Source organism: Joostella sp., from assembly GCF_048266025.1.
Lineage (GTDB): Bacteria > Bacteroidota > Bacteroidia > Flavobacteriales > Flavobacteriaceae > Galbibacter > Galbibacter atrarenae.
Map to the genome: position 1 here is coordinate 510,373 of NZ_JBLXAF010000001.1, position 19,304 is coordinate 529,676.

Genomic DNA, 19,304 nt, shown 5'->3' on the forward strand with positions numbered 1-19,304 from the left:
TTTTAGGACAAATCTACATTTTTTATCCGAACTTTTATCCGAATTTTATTCAATTACATTAAATACAGTTAAATCTAAATCAATTACACAAAACCATAAAACCCTTATTTACTGCTTATTTAGATATGATAGAAATTAAATAAATATATTTATGCTCTCCAAGAGGGGGAGCAAATTCAAATCCAGTCTATTCAAAATAGGCTGGATTTTTTGCTTTATAGCGTTTTCTGATCTTAAAAAACATTTATCAACCTTTCATAAGAACAAAATTGTATATATAATTGATTGCACTTATCTTAGTTTAATTTTTTCTTAGAAACAATAAATCATGGATTGGATAGAATTGACTATATCAATAATTGCAGCTATTGGGTTATTCACTCATAGCCTGGAAAGCTTTTCTAAAAATTTGCAATCGCAGACTGGAGACAAGCTTAAATCTTTTTTATTGAAAGCTTCCAACTCTAAAGCTCGCTCTTTTTTATTAGGATTTGCTGCTACAGCTGTCGTTCAATCTAGCAGCGCTGTGATTTCTATTGTAGTTTCTTTTGTGGACGCAGGGGTTATTTTATTTGAAAGCTCCTTACCAATTCTATTAGGGAGTAATTTAGGAACTACTGTAACAGCATGGCTCGTTTCTTTTAAATTAGAAATGCTAGGAACAATATTAATTGCTCTTGGCTTTATAATGGGATATTTCCCTAATAAAATAAAATTGATTTCTAAGCCAATCTTTTACCTAGGACTCATTCTTTTTAGCTTAGAACTTATTAGCGCAAACTTAGCTCCTATAAAAGACAGTCCTAGATTAATAGAATTTCTAAGCTACGCATCTAATCCATTTATAGGAATCTTATTTGGAATTATAATTACAGCTGCGTGTCAATCTAGCTCCGTTACCGTTGGCTTAGTAATTATATTAAGTTCGCAAGGTGTAATCGAATTAGATAGCGCTATAGGTATTATTGTAGGTTCTAACGTTGGAACTACTACAACTGCCTTTTTGGCCTCTCTAAAGCTTGGCAAAATGGCCAAACAAACCGCCCTAGCCAATCTTTGCTTTAATTCTATCGGTGTTTTAATTTATTTACCCTTCCATAAGGTGTTCGAGAATCTTATTTTGAGTATAACACCAAACATTACTTTTCAAGTTGCTTACGCTCATTTGATATTTAACCTTGGCATAGGCCTCATCTTACTACCTTTTACTGGTTATTTTGCTAAATTATTTAAACCTAAAACAGAAGATCTTGCCACTTAGAAGATTAATGATTTTTAATAAAAGCCTCATAAACAAAAAAGAGCAACTTAAAAGTTGCTCTTTTTTTATCCTGTAATAACAATTCAGGAAATTAATTTTTATATAATTTATTTTAGACTATTAAAAGTATCTGTATAATCTCCTTTAATTGTTACAGTTCCGTTTTTAGTTACTTTTCCGTAAACCGTAATCGAAGATCCACTTCCTAAAAACTCTAATGTAGCGCCGTTATTTAAAATCATATTTCCGTACACAACTAAGCTTCCTTCTATCTGTAAAACACCGTTATTATTAACAATTAATGCATTGTATGGAGCTTCTGTTGTTCCTTGAGCTAAAGTCCCTTTAACTAAGAATGTACCATCACTATTTACATTAACTCCTTTGTTTACCGCAAGAGCCCCACAAAAAATAAGACTTGCTTTAGAGTTTACATTAACCCCCATTAAACTAGCCGATCCATTATAAGCTTCATCTTTATTAGAATTAACATTTAACCAGTAGCCTCCTTGATAAGCTGGATAATCAGAACATACTATATTACTTCCTGAATCTGGCTTAGTAACTGCTTTGAGAATTTTCAATCCTCCTTTACCATCAGCAACAAAAATAAAATCATCATCGCTCTTTACATAATTTGCAGATCCTTCTAGATTTAATGTCCCAATAGTTGTTAGATCGCTTACGCTATTATTTATAGTATAAACTGAAACTCCTCCTGCTCCATTTGCTGTAAAGATGTGTTTATCATCTACTGAAACAGCATTTGTAACAACATCATTTGGATCTATATTTTCCTCAGAATCAACTTCAGGAATTTCGATGGTTGTTACCTTAGACCCGTTGCTTAATTTATAGATTCCTAAACCATTAAAACCTTCAGAAACTAGAACATTGTTATCATAAAAATCAATAGTACGTTTTGCTTCAGCTACATCTTGACTTGTTGAAAAACTTTTTGTCTCATTTAAGTTACTAGTGTTGTAAACATGAATTCCCTCTGTTCCACTCAACACAACAATTTTACTATCATAACTTTCAACAGCTCTCAAGTCATCTAAAGGAGCATCTTCATCTAGTTGTTGTGTGCTAATATTATACTTTCCTAAAATTCCATTATCACCTGAAACTCCGAAAATACCATCAGCATTAGCAACTACACCAGTAGCAACATACCCAGGCATGTCCATTAAAGTTAAATTATCAGTAGGAATTCCATCTTGAAGTTGCATTTTAATTAAAAATGCAGGGTTTGAATCATCGCTACTCATAGATGGATTTGCTCCAGCAATATATAGTGCGTTTTGATAATAATCTATCGAACTAATGTCTGTCTCTGGAAATATAGCCTGTAATACTACTGTAGGTGTTAATGGGTTAGAGATATCGATCACATCTATGGCCCCCATATATGCATCTCCTTCTACATTATATGATACATAAGCGTAGTTTCCGTTAATTTCAACGTGCGTAGCTCTTAATACAGTTCCATTATATACTGGAGCTGAGACTTCTGCTACCTCAACAAGAGGAAGATCATTAGCTTCCATATCTTTTGCAGCTAGAATATTTGATCTCTTCCCAGCAGTTTCTTCTGGATTTTCTAAAGGAGCTCCTTTTACTCTTACAACTCCTGCATGTTCAAAATTAACGCGATTTGTAAGATTATCGCTATTTAAAATGACATTTGTTTGTTCCGGTTCTTGTATATTTGAACTGTCATCATCAGACTGACAACCTATAAACGAAACAGTGAATATTAGTACGATTATGCGTGCAATTTTCTTCATTTGATTCTTATATTTTACATACATATTTTGGGGTGCGAATTTAATCATAAAAAATTGAATTTTAGCACTTTAATTTTGACAAATTAGTACCTTGTATTGAAAATTGCAAATTTAAAACCTAATGGTTCAAACCAACATCTATAAAAAAACCATTTTATCAATAGTAATAGTCATTTTTCTGGTATCTATTTCTGCAATTGTAGGATGGGTTTTCAATATTGAATCGTTGACAGAAGTTATCTCTGGACTTCCATCAATGAAATTTAATACTGCCATATCTTTCTTACTGCTATCTTTAATTATCTATTGTATTCAGCAAAAAAAAAGTACAACTTTAGTTTATGTGCTAAATACACTCCTTTTTTTAATATGTAGCCTTACATTATTCCAAGATATTAGCGGTGTTGATTTAAAAATAGATCAATTATTTATAGCCGACAATAAAGGAGAAATGCTTGGAAAGCCAACTCCTGGTAGAATGTCTATGGCTACCTCGCTGTCTTTTATACTCCTTAGTTTATCTTTATTTTCTATTGTTGGAAAAAATCAGACCTTTAAAAAAATAGCGGCTTATTTACCTCATGTAGTTACTTTTTTTGCCTTTTTAGCTATTATAGGATATTTCTTTGAAATTTCTACTATTGATAAAATCACCTTTATTTCTTCTATGGCAATTCATACTGCAATTGGATTTCTAATTGCCAGTATAGCCATTTCTCTGATATTCCCATATTATGGAATTACAGAACTTTTTACAGGAAGAAAAATTGGAAATATGGTTATGCGAAAACTATTTTTCAAGCTAACATTTATAACACTTGCCGTTTCTTACATCATACTATTATGCTATAGAAAAGGATATTTTGCACCTGACTTCTCAATCACCATTCTGGGTGTTTCTTTTATTGCAATAGCGCTATTAATACTTATTCTAGTTGTTAATTCTATGAATGAGCTCGAAGAAGATAGAACTAAAATCGAAGAAGAGCTACATATAACATCAACTTATTTAAATGCTACTCCAGACCCCATAATTATAGTAGACAGGAATTTAAAAATACATCTTTCTAACTCGTTAATGGAAAAGGTGTTTGGATATAGCGAATCAGACTTAGCCGGAGAAAATATAAGTGTATTAATTCATGAAGACGATCATGAAAAACACAGCCTTCATATAGAAAATTACATCGAACAACAGAAAAGTAAAAACCATAATATTTCAGAAACTGGCAAACCCAATCACACCTCAATGATTGAGCTAAAGGCTCTACGGAAAAATGGAAATGAAGCTCCTGTAGAGATGACTCTCAATACTATCTGGACTAAAAACGGAGTTATAACTTTAGTTGCTTTTAGAGATATTTCTCGTAGAATTTTAGCAGAAGAACAGTTTAAAGCTGCGAAAGAAAAAGTACTTACTGCACTAGATGCTTCAATTATTGGAATATGGGATTTAGATGTGGTAAATTCCAAAATAGAATGGGATGAAACCATGTACAAACTTTATGGTGTACACTCAGAAGACACAGAAATCTCTTTAGATCTTTGGAAGGAAACTTTACACCCAGATGATGTTGATCGCGTATTAAACCTATTTAATGACGCCTTAGCCAACAAAGCTACCTACGACACTTTTTTTAGAATTATTTGGCCAGACAAATCAATCCACTACATTCGAGCTAAGGGGTCGCTTCATAGAAACTCTAAAAATGAACCTATCAGAATGTCTGGTACAAATTGGGATATTACAGCTCAAAAAGAATCCCAATTAGCACTTGAAAACAGTATAAAGCAAAACAAACTGTTTATTGAAGAGGCTCCTTCTGCAATCGCCATGTTTGATAATAATATGATTTATCAAGCTGCATCAAAAAAATGGCTAGAAGATTATGGAATCACTGAAAATATTATAGGGAAATCTCATTATGAAATATTCCCTGATATAGAAAAGAAATGGAAAAAAATACATCAAAAATGCTTACAAGGAGCTATTGATACTTGTGACGAAGCTCTATATGAAAAGGCAGATGGCACAAAACAATGGATTACTTGGAAAATAAAACCATGGTATAAAAAAGAAGATGAGATTGGTGGATTATTAATGTATACCGCAAATATTACTCAATTTAAGGTAAACATTTTAGAGCGACTTAGATTGCAAGATATGTTGAATCAATCTAATGAAGTAGCAAAAATAGGGAGTTGGGAATACGATAGGGAAAAAGATGACATGACATGGAGTGATATTACTAAAAAAATACATGAAGTGCCAGAAAATTATGTTCCAACAAGAAATAATTCGTTTAAATTTTACCAAAAAGAAGATACTGAAAAGCTTCGTATAGCTACCGATAATGCTTTAGAAAAAGGGATCCCTTTTGATTTAGAGCTTCGCTTTGTAACGGCTAAGTCCAATAAAAAATGGGTTCGCATTGTTGGTCGCACTAAAAGTTTTGATAAAAACACTAGAGTTTATGGAATTGTTCAAGATATAAGTACTATCAAAGCTTATGAGGCGTCGTTAATTGTTGCAAAACAAAAAGCCGAAAAAGCAAATAGATCGAAGTCAGAGTTCTTAGCAAATATGAGTCATGAAATTCGTACACCTTTAAATGGAATTATAGGTTTTACTGATTTATTGATGAAAACCAATTTATCTGACAGTCAAGAAAAGTATATGCACACTGTTTATAACTCTGCAAATCATTTGCTGGATATTATAAATGATATTCTAGACTTTTCTAAAATCGAAGCTGGTAAATTGGAGTTAAACATAGAAAAGGTAGATCTTTTAGAACTATGTAGCCAGACAATAGATATTATTAAACATCAAGCACACGAGAAAAAGTTAGAGGTTTTATTAGACATCTCAACAACTATCGATCGATTTATATACACAGATCCAATTCGCCTTCGCCAAATTTTAACTAATCTCTTAGGAAATGCTGTAAAGTTTACGCATCAAGGGGAAGTAGAATTAGAGGTTCGTTGTGTCCCTGACCCATTGGATAGCGAAAAAAAGAAATATCTCTTCTCAATTAGAGATACTGGCGTTGGAATCGCCGCTAGCAATCTTGCAAAAGTTTTTAAAGCTTTTGACCAGGAAGATGCCTCTACAACTCGAAAATATGGAGGTACAGGACTTGGATTAACAATAAGCAACCGCTTGTTAGAATTTATGGATAGCAAGCTAGAGGTTAAAAGTAAATTAGGACAAGGAAGTACTTTCTCTTTTGCTATTGATTTTAAAACTGAAAAAGGTGAATATGAAAATATTTTAACTGAATATGAAACAGTACACAAAGTATTAATTGTTGATGATAATGACAACAATCGAACAATTCTTAAAGAAATGCTTCGAGTAAACAACATAACCTATGCAGCTGCCTCTAATGGGGTTGAAGCACTAGAAATATTAGAAGATAAAAATGATTTCAACCTATTAATTATCGACTTTAATATGCCTTATTTAAACGGGATTGAAGTTATAGACCATATTAGAAATAGTTTCAAAATAGATAGTGACCAACTCCCTATAATGTTACTTCATAGCTCAGTAGACGACGAGTTCCTGAATAAGGCATGTAAAGAGCTCAAAGTACAGTTTAATATTACAAAACCAATTCTATTTCATCAATTATATAATGTCATTAATCGGATTGAAAAACCTAACAAAGCAGAAGAGATTGCTGTTACTAGCAATGAAATGTTATTAGAAGATATAGCTCCATCAATTCTAATTGCTGAAGATAATCCAGTTAATAAATTATTAGCCCGAACATTAATGCAGCGAATTTTACCTAAATCTACCGTTATTGAAGCTGATAATGGTAAAGAGGCTGTAGCGCTATTCACGGAAAATAAAGTTGATTTAATATTTATGGATATCCAAATGCCTATTATGAGTGGTTTCGAGGCTACTAAAGAAATCCGAGCTATAGAAAAAGGGAAGTCTCGTGTCCCTATAATCGCTTTAACGGCACGATCAATGAAAGGAGAGAAAGACCGATGTATAAAACATGGAATGGATGAGTATGTGTTAAAACCTGTTGTTTTTAATACAATAAAAAGAGTGTTAATTGATTATTTGAAAAAATAAAGAAACATTATAATATTTTTTTTGCTCAATTCTTATTTATAACCTAACTTTTATTAAGCATCAATCGCAATACGAAATGTCAAAACATTTAAACATCCTTTTTATAACTAATGATCCATCTGAGTTGGATCAATTTTTATTAATATCAGAGAATTTTGATTGGAACATAGTGTCTGCTTTTGATAGCTTTAAAGCAATTCAAAAAATAAAAGAGAATCACGATTACGATGCTCTTATAATAAATCATGCTATAGCCCCGCTAGATCCAATTCAGCTTACAGATTATTTATCTATTGAGTTAAATCTAGATATCCCAGCAATACTTATTACAGAAAACAACACTCCGAAAAGTCTAAATAATGAAGCGCATTTTTACGTATTAAAAAAGCCATTAACAAAAAAAGATATCGACCTTATGTTTTTCTTTATTAGCGAGTCCCTAGGAACTTCAAATAAAGACATAAAGCCATACTCTCTTAATTATTTAAAACAATTATCAGATAACGATCCAGTATTCATCTTAGAATCACTACAAATTTTTAAAGATTCTGTAAATGAAAAAATCAACGAATTAAAACAAGTCGTAAAAGACGCTGAATTTAAAGAAGCGCGAGAAATTGCTCATAATATTAAACCTTCATTTGAAATACTAGAAAATGATTACTGTAGAGTGATTTGTGATAAGATATGTTATGAAACCGAAGATCAAGAAATCTCTTTTTTAGCTGAAAAACTAAATCAAGAATACACAAAAATTGTAAAAGAATTAAAAAAGGAATTCCCCGAGATTAAATGAAAAAGAAAATATTAATTATTGAAGACAATCCAATGATTGTAAAATCACTGGAATTTAAATTAACAAAAGACGGTTACCAAGTAGTTATTGCAAGCGACGGAAGAAAAGCGCTAGATATATTAAAAAAAGATTCTTTTCAACTTGTAATAACAGACCTTATGCTGCCCTTTATTAAAGGAACAGAACTCATTGAACACATAAAAGAAAACATCCCAGATTTACCTATTATTGTACTATCCACCTCAAACCAAGAAGAAATAATTATGGATGCCTTTAAAATGGGAGTTAATGATTTTATAACAAAACCTTTCAGTCCAAATGAATTATCATTAAGGGTGAAAAGAACGATAGAAAAAAATTAATTTTTTTGAATCAACTAGAAAACATAATAAATGATTGGCCATGGATATTAAAAGTAAATGTATTTTTTATATCCGTGTTTTTAGTATTAATAATTACTGGTATAGTTTTTCTCACTTATTTAAGAGTTTATAAAAATCGCCGTGAAAAATTTAAGCTCCTATACCAAGAAGAAGCAGATCATTTTTTAAATAATTACATGTTTAATGATGATTTTGATATTAAAAATGAAGTTGAAAATTTTAAAACCAAACATTTAAACACCTCCTTAAAAAAGAAAATAACGATTCGACAAATTTTAATCTATAATGAGAATTTTACTGGAGAATCTTCTGTTCTTATAAAAAGAATTTTCAAAGAATTAGAATTAGATGTATTTGTTTTTAACATCTTAAAAAAAGGCGCTTGGTATAATAAAGCACGTGCAATATATATCCTTTCAGAGTTGTTTGTTGTTAAACCAAAACTTATATCTCCCTTTCTAAACGCTAAACAAGAGGAAGTTAGAGAGCAAGCAATCTATTATTTCTTAAAAACTGCCACAGACAATCCATTAGCTTTTTTTAAAAATTTAAAAGCCGAATTAACCCTTTGGGAACTTATTTATATTGAAGACAGTATAAAACATGTATATGAAGGTAAAACTCCTGATTTTGCTGAATGGCTTAACCATGATTTAATAACTGTTATAATTTTCTCTATCCGAATGATTAAACATTTTAATCAATTTGAGAATATCCCAAAAATAACTCCTTTTCTTGATCATGAGAATGCTCTTATACGAAAGGAAACCATTAAAACGCTCTATATGCTAAATTATGATTCTTTATTGGAGAAGGTTATCCCTACGTTTAAGTCAGAAAAAGAAATCGTAAAGAAAGAAATTATAAAAGCAATTCAAGCAGTAGGAGGTATGGAGCAGTTAAAAAGTATTGAACCATATATCTATAGTAACGAAAAAGTAGAACTTACTTACTTGCAGATAGAAAAGAATTTTTTAATTAATTAAAAAGCAAAAGATATCGTTAATATAAACCAGATAATAGAATTTGTTAGTTGGTCATTCCTAATTTACGGAATAATAGTTTGTTCTGGCTATATCTTTTCGGCTATGTTTTCCTTTTTTGAAATTAGAGATTATAAAAGAAAGTACAATCTAAAAGATGAAGTTGCTTTATTACAATCAACAAACCTTCCGTCAATTTCGATACTCGCACCCGCTTTTAATGAAGAAAAAAATATTGTAGAAAATATAAGGTCGCTTCTCACCATCAATTATCCTTCCTATGAAATAGTAATTATTAATGACGGAAGTAAAGACAAAACATTAGAACAACTCATAAAAAGTTTCCATTTAGTTGAAGACGATTCACTATACTTTAATTTCATTCCAACTAAAGAAATAAAAAAAGTATATAAGTCTAAAAGTAAGTCTTTTAAAAACCTCAAAGTGATTGATAAGGAAAATGGTGGTAAATCTGATGCATTAAATTCAGGTATTAATATCTGCAAACATGACATTATAACGAGTATTGATGTTGATTGTATCTTGGAGAGTAATGCTTTATTAAAATTAATAAAACCCTTTTTAAACGACAAAAATAAGGTAATAGCTTCTGGAGGAATTATACGTATAGCAAACTCTTGCATTATTGAAGATGGTAAAATTATAGAGGTAAAATTGCCTAATAAATTTATAGCAAGAGCACAAGTTATTGAATATTTCAGAGCGTTTCTTATGGGGAGAATGGCATGGTCTCGAATGGATGGACTACTTCTTATTTCTGGAGCTTTTGGAATGTTTGATAAAAATACCGTTATGGAAGCTGGCGGATATAATACAAATACCGTCGGGGAAGATATGGAGCTCTTGGTTCGTATGCGAAGAATGATGCTAAAAAGGAAGGAAAAATATACTGTTGGATTTATACCAGACCCTTTATGTTGGACAGAAGTTCCCCAAGATTGGAAAGTACTTCATCGACAACGTAATAGATGGACTCGAGGTACCGCAGAAACATTATGGCTCCACAGAGCTATGATTTTTAATCCAAAATATAAGGTTTTAGGAATGTTAAGCACCCCTTATTGGCTGTTCTTTGAGTGGCTCGCCCCATTAATAGAATTCATTGGGATATTGTTTTTTATTGCCTTATTATGCTTCGGTCATATCGAATGGAAGTTTGCATTAAGCTTTTTCTTGGTTTCTTATTGCTTTGGCATTCTATACTCAATTACAGCATTACTATTTGAAGAATATTCTTTTCAACAATATAAAAGAACAGATTATTTATATAAATTAATTATCACAGCATGTTTGGAACCAATTTTTTACCATCCATTCATACTTTGGGCATCTTTAAAAGGTAATATTGACTTAATAAGAGGACGAAAATCTTGGGGAGCCATGAACAGATCTGGATTAAGAAATTCAACAAAATAAAAACGATATAAATTAAGATATTATTCAAAATGAATCATCCTATAATTACAAATAATTTTGGAGGCCTCTATTTATATAAAAAAGCGCTATGCCTTTTTATCTGTCTCTCTACGGTTTTTATTTCGCTTGCTCAAGAAGATAAAACTAGTGACGAACTTTTTGTTATGGCTAGAAAAGAAGCTTTTGATAATGAAAATTATGACGAAGCTATCCGCTTAATGAAAATTGCTACTGAAAAAACACCCGATTATGCTGATTTAAATATCTTTTTAGGAAGACTTTACACTTGGACAGATCAAACAGAAAAAGCAAGGCCTATTCTAAAAGAAGCGTATTTAAACAATAAAAATTATGAGGATGCAGCAATTGCTTATGCAAGTTTAGAATACTGGAATGGCAACCCATCTGAAGCGTTAGCTATTGTTAATGCATCTTTAGAGCACAATCAAGATTCTGAAGATTTATTATTACTGAAGTCTAAAATTTTAATGGATTTAAAAGAGTACCAACAAGCTAATAACACGCTAAATACAGTACTAGAAAACAATCCTAAATCTACTGAAGCTCGATCTTTAATGCAAAATGTAAGAAAAGAATCTGCTAAAAATGAAATCGGTGTTTCTTACGATTTTGTCTATTTTGACGAACGTTTTGATAAACCATGGCATCTGGCAAGTGTAGATTATTCAAGACAAACAAAATATGGTTCGATAATAAGTCGTTTTAATTATGCCAATCGCTTTGGAACAGGGAGTACACAATTCGAATTAGATTTATACCCTAGAATATCAAATACCTTTTACGCCTATGTAAATGGAGGAATTTCTAGTGATAAAGGCGTTTTCCCAGAATACAAAGCTGGATTTTCATTATTTGCAAACCTTCCTGCTGCCTTTGAAATAGATGCAGGTTTTAGAGTTTTATTTTTTTCTGATGAAACCTGGATTTATACGGGATCTATTGGAAAATATTATAAAAATTATTGGTTTAATTTCAGGACATACCTCACGCCATCAGATAGTGGTGTTTCCAATTCATATGCCTTAACAGTAAGGTATTATACGGGAGGTGCAGATGATTTTTTCAGTGTGAAAGTTGGAACTGGCTTTTCTCCTGATGATGCCACAAACAATATATTATTGAACAGCAATACACAACTTAATTCTACAAACGTCTCACTAGAATACAGGAAACTCATTAAGAAAACTCATGTTATTTTTGCTCGTGGAACTTATGAGAACATAGAGTATGCAACAGATTCTAGAGGAAATCAATACACAATAGGAATAGGATATATAAAGAGGTTTTAAGAAGATAAGGTCTTCCTTTTGAATTAAAAAAAGCTACACCTTAAAAAAAGTGTAGCTTTTTAATTACTAACTAATCAATAAAAACAAATAAAACTATCTTCAAAGACTCTACAACCAAAGTAATGGGTGTCGAATCGGCATATTTCTAATTATCTCTTGCTTTTTGTAATCAGCTTTTAGCGATTTCCATAACAAGAGGTATTCTTGATTCTTAAAAGCTAAACCTCCAAATAAAAACGACGAATGTTGAACAGGCCAATCCTCCCAATACATTACGTCTTTTTGATAAGGCCAGATGGATTTATCATTTACAAAAGGGGACATAAATTCTAATCCTAATTGAATGTTTTTACCATCATTGGTCGTATACTCAAAAAGGTTATTATCAGAACCTGAAAGTACTTGGCAAATAGCCGTCATCGCATCTAAAGTAAATAAAGAATACCCATAAGGCTTGGTTCTTTCCAACTCCTGAGGAAAGCCTCCATTTTTATCCATTTGCTGTGGGAGCAAGGTGTTTTTATACATTTCTGAACAATAATCCAAGACCTCTTTGTTACTTGTTAATTCAGCAAAAACAGCAGCTTGCATTGCCCAACATACACTATGATTATTCCCATGATCTCTTTCTGCAATTCCATATGGGTGTGTTGTAATCCAATTTAAATAACTAGAAAACCAATCCTTAATCTTATAAAGCGTTTCTGAATCAATTAAATTGTTAGCCTCCAATACCATAACTGCTTTTGCAACCTCCATTAAATGAATGGTATCTATAATTCCAATCCCCCTTCCTGTTACTTTTCCTGAAATGGCTTGGGCATATAATAAACTCGGATTCATAAAAGTATCTTCATCTATAAACCAAGCTTTTAAATGCGGAATTAATTTCTTTATATACTTAGGGTTTTTAGTAATAATATATGCAGAAGCCAAAGTTCCAGAAATATCATTAAAGCGGATCATCACCTCTCTGTGGGCTGTGAAATTATCTGGATTTGTCAACCCATCCTTTCTAATGTAGGGCCCTTTAGGGTTATTAGGATCTGGCCACCAGTAATCTCCTTCAGAATAAAAATCATGAACTCCACCTGCACTTCGATCAGAAACAAAAGAAGTGACCGTAATCGGTTTCGCTTCCAAATACTTTTCAGCTTTGGTTAGAATCCGTTCTTTTTCGATGGAAACAACATCAAAATATGATGTTTGCTGCGCCTCTGCTCCAAAAAAAAGCAACAGCAGCATCGCAACACACACACTTCTTATTTTGTAATTAATATTTATAACCATCGTTTAATTTTATTCTCTACCGAGCCTATTCACCTTCAAAATAATACGGAGACTCCTACTAAAGTCCCATTTTTTGCATTCTTAATAATGCCTCAAGGAAATAATAATCTCCGTAATTAATCGGTCCATCGATTTCATCTTTTTTAGGCCAATTTCCCGTGCTGTGCTTTAAAATAAAAGGAGCATCTACAGTAGCTTCCAAAAGATATTCTGGAGTTTCTAATACATCTAATACTTTAACGGCATAATTTTTATACTTCTCATCTTTTGTATAACCATACAATTCTAAGAATGCAGAAGCAATAATTGTTCCTGCAGAAACATCTCTAGGTGCATTTGGAATAGCTGGATCATTAAAATCCCAATATGGAATTCCATCTTTAGGAAGGTTTTTATTCTCTAGATAAAACTTTGAAATTGCTTCAGCTTGCGCCAAGTATTTAGGGTTTTTAGTATATCTGTATGTCATTGTATACCCATAAATACCCCATGCTTGACCACGAGCCCAAGCAGATTCATCTGCATAACCTTGGTGAGTTACTTTTTCTTTCACCTGACCATTAATTGTATCATAATCCACTACGTGGTACGAGCTATTATCTTCTCTGAAATGATTTTTAAGCGTTGTATTTGCATGATTATCTGCAATTCTATAGTATGTACTATCTCCAGAGAATTTTGTGGCTTCAAACAGAAGTTCTAAATTCATCATATTATCTATAATCACTGGATATTCCCAATTTGGGCTCCAATCCCAAGATCGAATGGCTCCTACATTTTCATTATACCTGCTTGAAAGTGTTTTTGCTGTTTGCACAACCACATCTTTATACTCCTGATTGTCTTCGACTTGCAGAGCACTTCCATAACTACAGAATATTTTAAATCCAGTATCATGTGTTCCATCATCAAACTTCTCCTTTTCGATGAACTTTGTCCAAACAAGTGCTTGATCTTTATACTTAAAATTATCTGTTAACTGATAAATTTTCCAAAGACTTCCTGGGAAAAAGCCAGAAGTCCAATCTTTTGATGGAACTCCGCGAACGCCCTCTTCTTTAGAGTAACTTCTTGGAATAGCTAACGAATCTGGTTTGTACTCCAATAACTTCTGATATCTTATCCTCAATAGAGAATCGTTATCAATAGAGGCAACTTCCGTAGAAGTTACCTCTTTATTTTTACCATCTTTACAGCTTATCACTGTAAGAGCTAATAAGCTAAAGGCTATAATGCTCGTTTTTTTAATCATGAATTCTATTTTTTTAATATCCTGTATTATTAGGTTGTAAATTAGGATTTCTTTCTAATTCATCAGCTGGAAGCGGGAATAAATAATCACGAGAAGCATCAAAATTTGGCTGTGGATCTAAGCTTCCTGTACTAAATACTTCGTTTCCTAGCTTTCTTCTTTTGATATCATACCATCTTTTAAATTCAAATGCTAACTCCCATTTTCTTTCTTCTAAAACCATATCTCTAAATGCATCTTTAGACAATCCAGACATTGCATCCTCTGGGAAACCAGTAGCATTTGGATTTCCATTTCTCGCTCTTGTACGTACTCTGTTTACATAAGAAGTTGCTTCAGCAGAACCAGGACTTGTTTCATTTAAAGCTTCAGCAGCAATAAGTAAAACTTCAGCATAACGCATTAATGGATAATTAAAGCTTGTTGTACGCCCATTACTATCTCCGGTAGCTCCAATAAATCTAGTGTACTTAGCTATATAAGCACTTGCAACATTTCTAGAATCAAAATCAGGGAACTTAGTAAAAGGTTCTACAACCCCATTAAATATTCCTGTAGTATCTAAACTTACTGCCTTTCTGTAATCTCTACCATCCCAAGTATTATAAACACCTATTTTCGGAACTGTAACAGACCAACCACCGCCAATATCTCCACGTTCGTTAGCTCTTATCCCTGTAAGTGCTCCTGTATAATCTCGTCCAGTATCTCCATCACTTTGACCATTGTAAGCTAATTGAAGTAATACTTCACTTTGACTTCCTTGTTTATCTGCATTAAATAGATCTTGAAAATCATTTTCTAAACCTAAACCAAACTTTCCTTCATTATCAATTACATATTTAGCTTCTTTATAAGCCATTTCATAATTTTCCATCGTTAAATAAACAGATGCTAAATATGCCGCAGCTGTTGCTTTAGATGGTAATGATTTATTAGATTGTTGCTCTGGCAAATATGTTTTAGCCTCTTGAAGGTCTGCTATAATTTTGGTATAAACTTCTGCAGCAGTAGACTTTTCGATATTCTTAAAGTCATCAAAGGTTTCTACTGTAACCGTATTTTCTAAGTAAGGAATATCTCCAAAAAGACGTACTAAATGGAAATAAGCATATGCTCTAAAAAAATTAGCTTGTGCTCTTATTGGATCTATTTGAGCTGGCGAATCACTTAGATTAGATGATGCTGAAATTGCTTCATTACAACCTGCAATAATTTGGTATGATTTAGGCCAAAATTCTGAAACCATTCCATTATCTGCATTCATTGTAAAATTATCTACTTCTTTTCTTCTTGCTGAAGTACCTTGATCTCCAATAGAAACCATATCTCCTCTAACCATAATAGAAAGTGAGAGCTTTCTTCCCCAGTATGCCTCGGTTGCCATATTTCCTATGGCTCCATTTACTAAAGACTGAATATCATCTGGTGACTGCACGAATCCATCTGGAGAAAGTGTACCTAGTGGCTCTTCCTCAAGATCTGAACAGCTAGCTAATACTAATGTCATTAGTAAAACTAAATATTTGAAATTTTTCATTTTATAAAGTTTTTAATATTAGAATTTTAGATTTAAAGAAAGTGTCAGAGATCGTATATTAGGATAACTACCATAGTCAAACCCTTTATTTACGTTACCATTCTGACTCCCTTGGCTTCGGTAACTTGCCTCAGGATCTGTTCCAGGAAAATCGGTAAACGTTAGTAAATTCTGTCCGCTTATTCCGAATCTAATCCCTTGCATTCCTAATTTCTCTACCGCTCTAGCAGGTAAATTATACCCCAACGATAAGTTTTTAAGGCGTACATAACCACCATCATAAACAAACCTAGAAGTAACACGCTTTTCACGAACTGCCGCAGAAGGCACATCTGTATCTGTGTTTGTAGGAGTCCAAGCATTTAGAACTTCCGTAGTGGCATTAGACTCCCCAGAAGCCAATTCTAATAAAGTATAACTAAATATATCTCCTCCAACTGCTGCTTGAAAAAAGATATTTAAATCGAAGTCTTTATAGGTGAAGTTATTATTAAAACCTGCAGTCCAATCTTGATTTGGATCACCTATAATTTTTCTATCATCTGTGTTAATAACACCATCTCCATTAAGGTCTGTAAAAAGTTCATCTCCAGCTCCACTTCCTTCATAACCTGCAATACCCGCTGGAAGCGTACCTCCCTGATTTACTCCTTGATATTCATATCCATAAAAAACACCAACAGGCTCTCCTTCTCTTAACACATGAGTTTGGTTTTGTAAGAAAGATCCTGGAGAAGAATCTAAAAATATATCAGCTCCATCTATTAATTTTGAAACTTCATTTTTATTCTTTGCCCAGTTAAATTCTGATGTCCATGTAAAATTATCCTTAATAATGTTCTTAGTTACTAAGCTAATTTCAATCCCTTTATTGTTGATCTCCCCAACATTTTTTAAGGCTGCTAATGTTAACAGTCCAAAATATTCTGGTGCTGAAGTATCCCCTAGAATAACATCTTTGGTATCTATATTATAAAGGTCAATAGAACCACTTACTCTATTGTTTGCAAATCCAAAGTCTAATCCTAAATTAGTTTGATAAGAAGATTCCCATTTTAAATCTGGATTAGCTAACTGATCTGGAACTACAGCACTTGTAATTTCATCTCCTGGTGCTGAATAAATGGACTCATAAAATGCTAAAGATTGATATGGCTGAATAGATGGATTCCCTGTAACACCATAACTAGCTCTAAGTTTTAAATTAGATAAAACCTCGCTGTCTTTAAGAAAACCTTCATTAGAAATTGTCCAACCAATTGCTCCGGATGGAAATATTGCATATTTATTATTCTTAGCGAAATTTGACGAACCATCTCGTCTCACCGTAAAGGTTAATAAATATTTATCATCATGAGTAAAATTTAACCTCCCATATTGAGAAACTATCTCGCTTTGAATATTTGCTGAAGTTGGTTTTTGAGCATTGGCTCCAGCTTCCAAATTATAATAAGAAATACTATTACTAATAAGATCACGAGTTTCAGCTCCAAAAGATAGAGATTTCTCCTTCTGATAAGAATAACCAACTAATGCTGTGAAATTATTCTTTCCGAACTCTTTATTATATGTTAAGTAATTTTCGGAAAGTATGTTTGTTGATTTTGTTGTATTAAGACTTGCAATTCCTCCTGCTCCGCCTGCTGTAGAAAGTAAAGTAGAAGGTTTAAACACACCTCTCATACTATTTGTAGTACTATAACCAAAGGTCGTTTTAAATGACAATCCATTAATTATTTCATATTCAGCAAAGAAATTCGCTCGATAATCATCTACAGTAGAATCATCTTGCGTTTCTCTGGCAATAGCAACAGGATTATCAAAAGCATCACCAACAGGATTCGTAGTATTATTTCCATTTTCATCTTGGATAGGGGTATCTGGTGCAAAACGATATGCTAAAGAAATAACATCTCCTTCTTGCGCTCCTCCAGATCCAGCTTGACTTGACACACCATCTTTATTTCCACGATTTCCAAATCCACTAAAACCAAGTTTTAATTTATCTGTCATCTGAACGTCTATATTACTCAAGAAAGAAAAACGCTCATAACCAGAATTGATAACAACACCTTCTTGGTTAAAATAATTTCCTGATACATAATAATTAATTTTATCTGATCCACCAGAAAATGACAATTGATTATTAGACACCCCTCCAGATCTAAATATCTGATCTTGGTAATCTATATCTGCTGGTCCTTGAACATAACTAGGACTAATTGCTTGCCTAAACGCTCCGAATTGATCTGCATTTAATAAATCCAATTGATTGGAAACATTCTGTACTGAATAGGAGGTATTTAATTCGATTTGCATCTTTCCGCTTCTACCTTTTTTGGTAGTTACCAAAATAACCCCTCCAGAACCTCTGGAACCATAAATAGCAGTTGCAGAGGCATCTTTTAACACCTCGATCGACTTAATATCTGCTTGTTGTGGCATTTGTACTCCTACAAACCCATCTACTACAATTAAAGCTGCACTACTTGCTCCAATAGATGTATTACCTCTAACACGCACAGAAATTGGCGCTCCAGGTTCACCCCCATTGTTAGATTGAACAACAACCCCCGCAGCACGACCTTGTAAAGCTTGCTCTGCATTTAAAACAGGGAATGCATCCAATTCTTCAGCTTTTACTGAAGAAACAGATCCTGTTATGTCACTCTTCTTTTGTGTTCCATAACCTACCACCACAACTTCATCGAGCTGCGATACGTCTTCTTTTAAAATTACTTTTACTGTTGATTGATTACCAACTGTTACTTTTTCTGTAGTAAAACCAATATAGCTAAATACTAATACAGCACTATTAGATGCTACATTGATTTCAAAATTACCATCGAAATCGGTTACTACTCCGGCATTTACACCTTCAATAGTTACCGAAACCCCTGGCAACGGTTCTCCTCTCTCTGTTTGAACAATACCAGATACCACTTTCTGAAGTATCGGATTTTCAAAATCTGAGCCTTTTACGAATAATGATAAGCAACAAAAAAGCCCTAATAAGAGCATCTTTTTACCTACCAAAACTTTAAATAAGCTTTGTTTTTTCATGTCTGAGTTATGTATAATTGTTAGTTTATGTCCTACAATAATACAAAATGAAAGTTATCATACAATCGATTGTATGATTTTTTCGATAAAAAACATTCAA

Annotated in this window: 12 protein-coding genes; 7 read left to right on the forward strand and 5 right to left on the reverse strand. The window is 32.6% G+C overall.

Translation table 11 applies throughout. The features are described from left to right. Window positions 1–328 precede the first annotated feature (328 nt). The gene (locus ACN0TY_RS02150; RefSeq protein ID WP_417443180.1) at window positions 329–1,261 is read left to right on the forward strand and encodes a Na/Pi cotransporter family protein; all 933 of its coding nucleotides are present in this window, start codon (window positions 329–331) and stop codon (window positions 1,259–1,261) included. A gap of 107 nt (window positions 1,262–1,368) precedes the next feature. On the opposite strand, the gene ACN0TY_RS02155 is transcribed toward ACN0TY_RS02150, so the two are convergent. Beyond that, the gene (locus ACN0TY_RS02155) at window positions 1,369–3,051 is read right to left on the reverse strand and encodes a hypothetical protein (RefSeq protein WP_417443181.1); all 1,683 of its coding nucleotides are present in this window, start codon (window positions 3,049–3,051) and stop codon (window positions 1,369–1,371) included. A 121-nt stretch (window positions 3,052–3,172) separates the two neighbouring features. Here ACN0TY_RS02155 and ACN0TY_RS02160 point away from each other — a divergent pair, with 121 nt between their 5' ends. From ACN0TY_RS02160 to ACN0TY_RS02185, 6 genes are all read left to right on the forward strand, one after another. Next, window positions 3,173–7,150 (forward strand): response regulator, encoded by a 3,978-nt coding sequence (locus ACN0TY_RS02160; RefSeq protein WP_417443182.1) that lies wholly within the window; start codon window positions 3,173–3,175, stop codon window positions 7,148–7,150. Window positions 7,151–7,226: 76 nt separating this feature from the next. Beyond that, window positions 7,227–7,946, forward strand: a complete 720-nt coding sequence (locus tag ACN0TY_RS02165; protein WP_417443183.1) for an Hpt domain-containing protein — start codon at window positions 7,227–7,229, stop codon at window positions 7,944–7,946. Continuing rightward, window positions 7,943–8,308 carry a response regulator transcription factor gene (locus ACN0TY_RS02170; RefSeq protein ID WP_236957416.1) on the forward strand — a complete coding sequence of 122 codons (366 nt, stop codon included), beginning with the start codon at window positions 7,943–7,945 and terminating at the stop codon, window positions 8,306–8,308. The genes ACN0TY_RS02165 and ACN0TY_RS02170 overlap by 4 nt, the downstream gene beginning before the upstream one ends. A 5-nt stretch (window positions 8,309–8,313) precedes the next feature. After that, window positions 8,314–9,315 (forward strand): hypothetical protein, encoded by a 1,002-nt coding sequence (locus ACN0TY_RS02175; RefSeq protein ID WP_417443184.1) that lies wholly within the window; start codon window positions 8,314–8,316, stop codon window positions 9,313–9,315. 102 nt (window positions 9,316–9,417) lie between these two features. Further along, complete coding sequence (locus tag ACN0TY_RS02180) at window positions 9,418–10,749, forward strand: glycosyltransferase family 2 protein (RefSeq protein WP_417443185.1); 1,332 nt, start codon at window positions 9,418–9,420, stop codon at window positions 10,747–10,749. 29 nt (window positions 10,750–10,778) lie between these two features. Beyond that, complete coding sequence (locus ACN0TY_RS02185) at window positions 10,779–12,059, forward strand: YaiO family outer membrane beta-barrel protein (RefSeq protein ID WP_417443186.1); 1,281 nt, start codon at window positions 10,779–10,781, stop codon at window positions 12,057–12,059. 108 nt (window positions 12,060–12,167) lie between these two features. Here the strand turns inward: ACN0TY_RS02185 and ACN0TY_RS02190 are convergent, their stop codons facing one another. The 4 genes from ACN0TY_RS02190 to ACN0TY_RS02205 are packed head-to-tail and all read right to left on the reverse strand — an operon-like array spanning window position 12,168 to window position 19,204. Further along, window positions 12,168–13,349, reverse strand: a complete 1,182-nt coding sequence (locus ACN0TY_RS02190) for an alginate lyase family protein (RefSeq protein WP_417443187.1) — start codon at window positions 13,347–13,349, stop codon at window positions 12,168–12,170. Window positions 13,350–13,407: 58 nt separating this feature from the next. Further along, entirely contained in the window at window positions 13,408–14,601 is a 1,194-nt protein-coding gene (locus ACN0TY_RS02195; RefSeq protein WP_417443188.1) for a glycoside hydrolase family 88 protein, read from the reverse strand. Between the two features lie 13 nt (window positions 14,602–14,614). After that, window positions 14,615–16,141, reverse strand: coding sequence for a RagB/SusD family nutrient uptake outer membrane protein (locus ACN0TY_RS02200; RefSeq protein ID WP_417443189.1), 1,527 nt, complete (start codon window positions 16,139–16,141; stop codon window positions 14,615–14,617). An 18-nt stretch (window positions 16,142–16,159) separates the two neighbouring features. Further along, a complete protein-coding gene (locus ACN0TY_RS02205; protein ID WP_417443190.1) occupies window positions 16,160–19,204 on the reverse strand; it encodes a SusC/RagA family TonB-linked outer membrane protein in 3,045 nt (1,014 codons plus the stop codon). Between the last annotated feature and the right edge of the window lie 100 nt (window positions 19,205–19,304).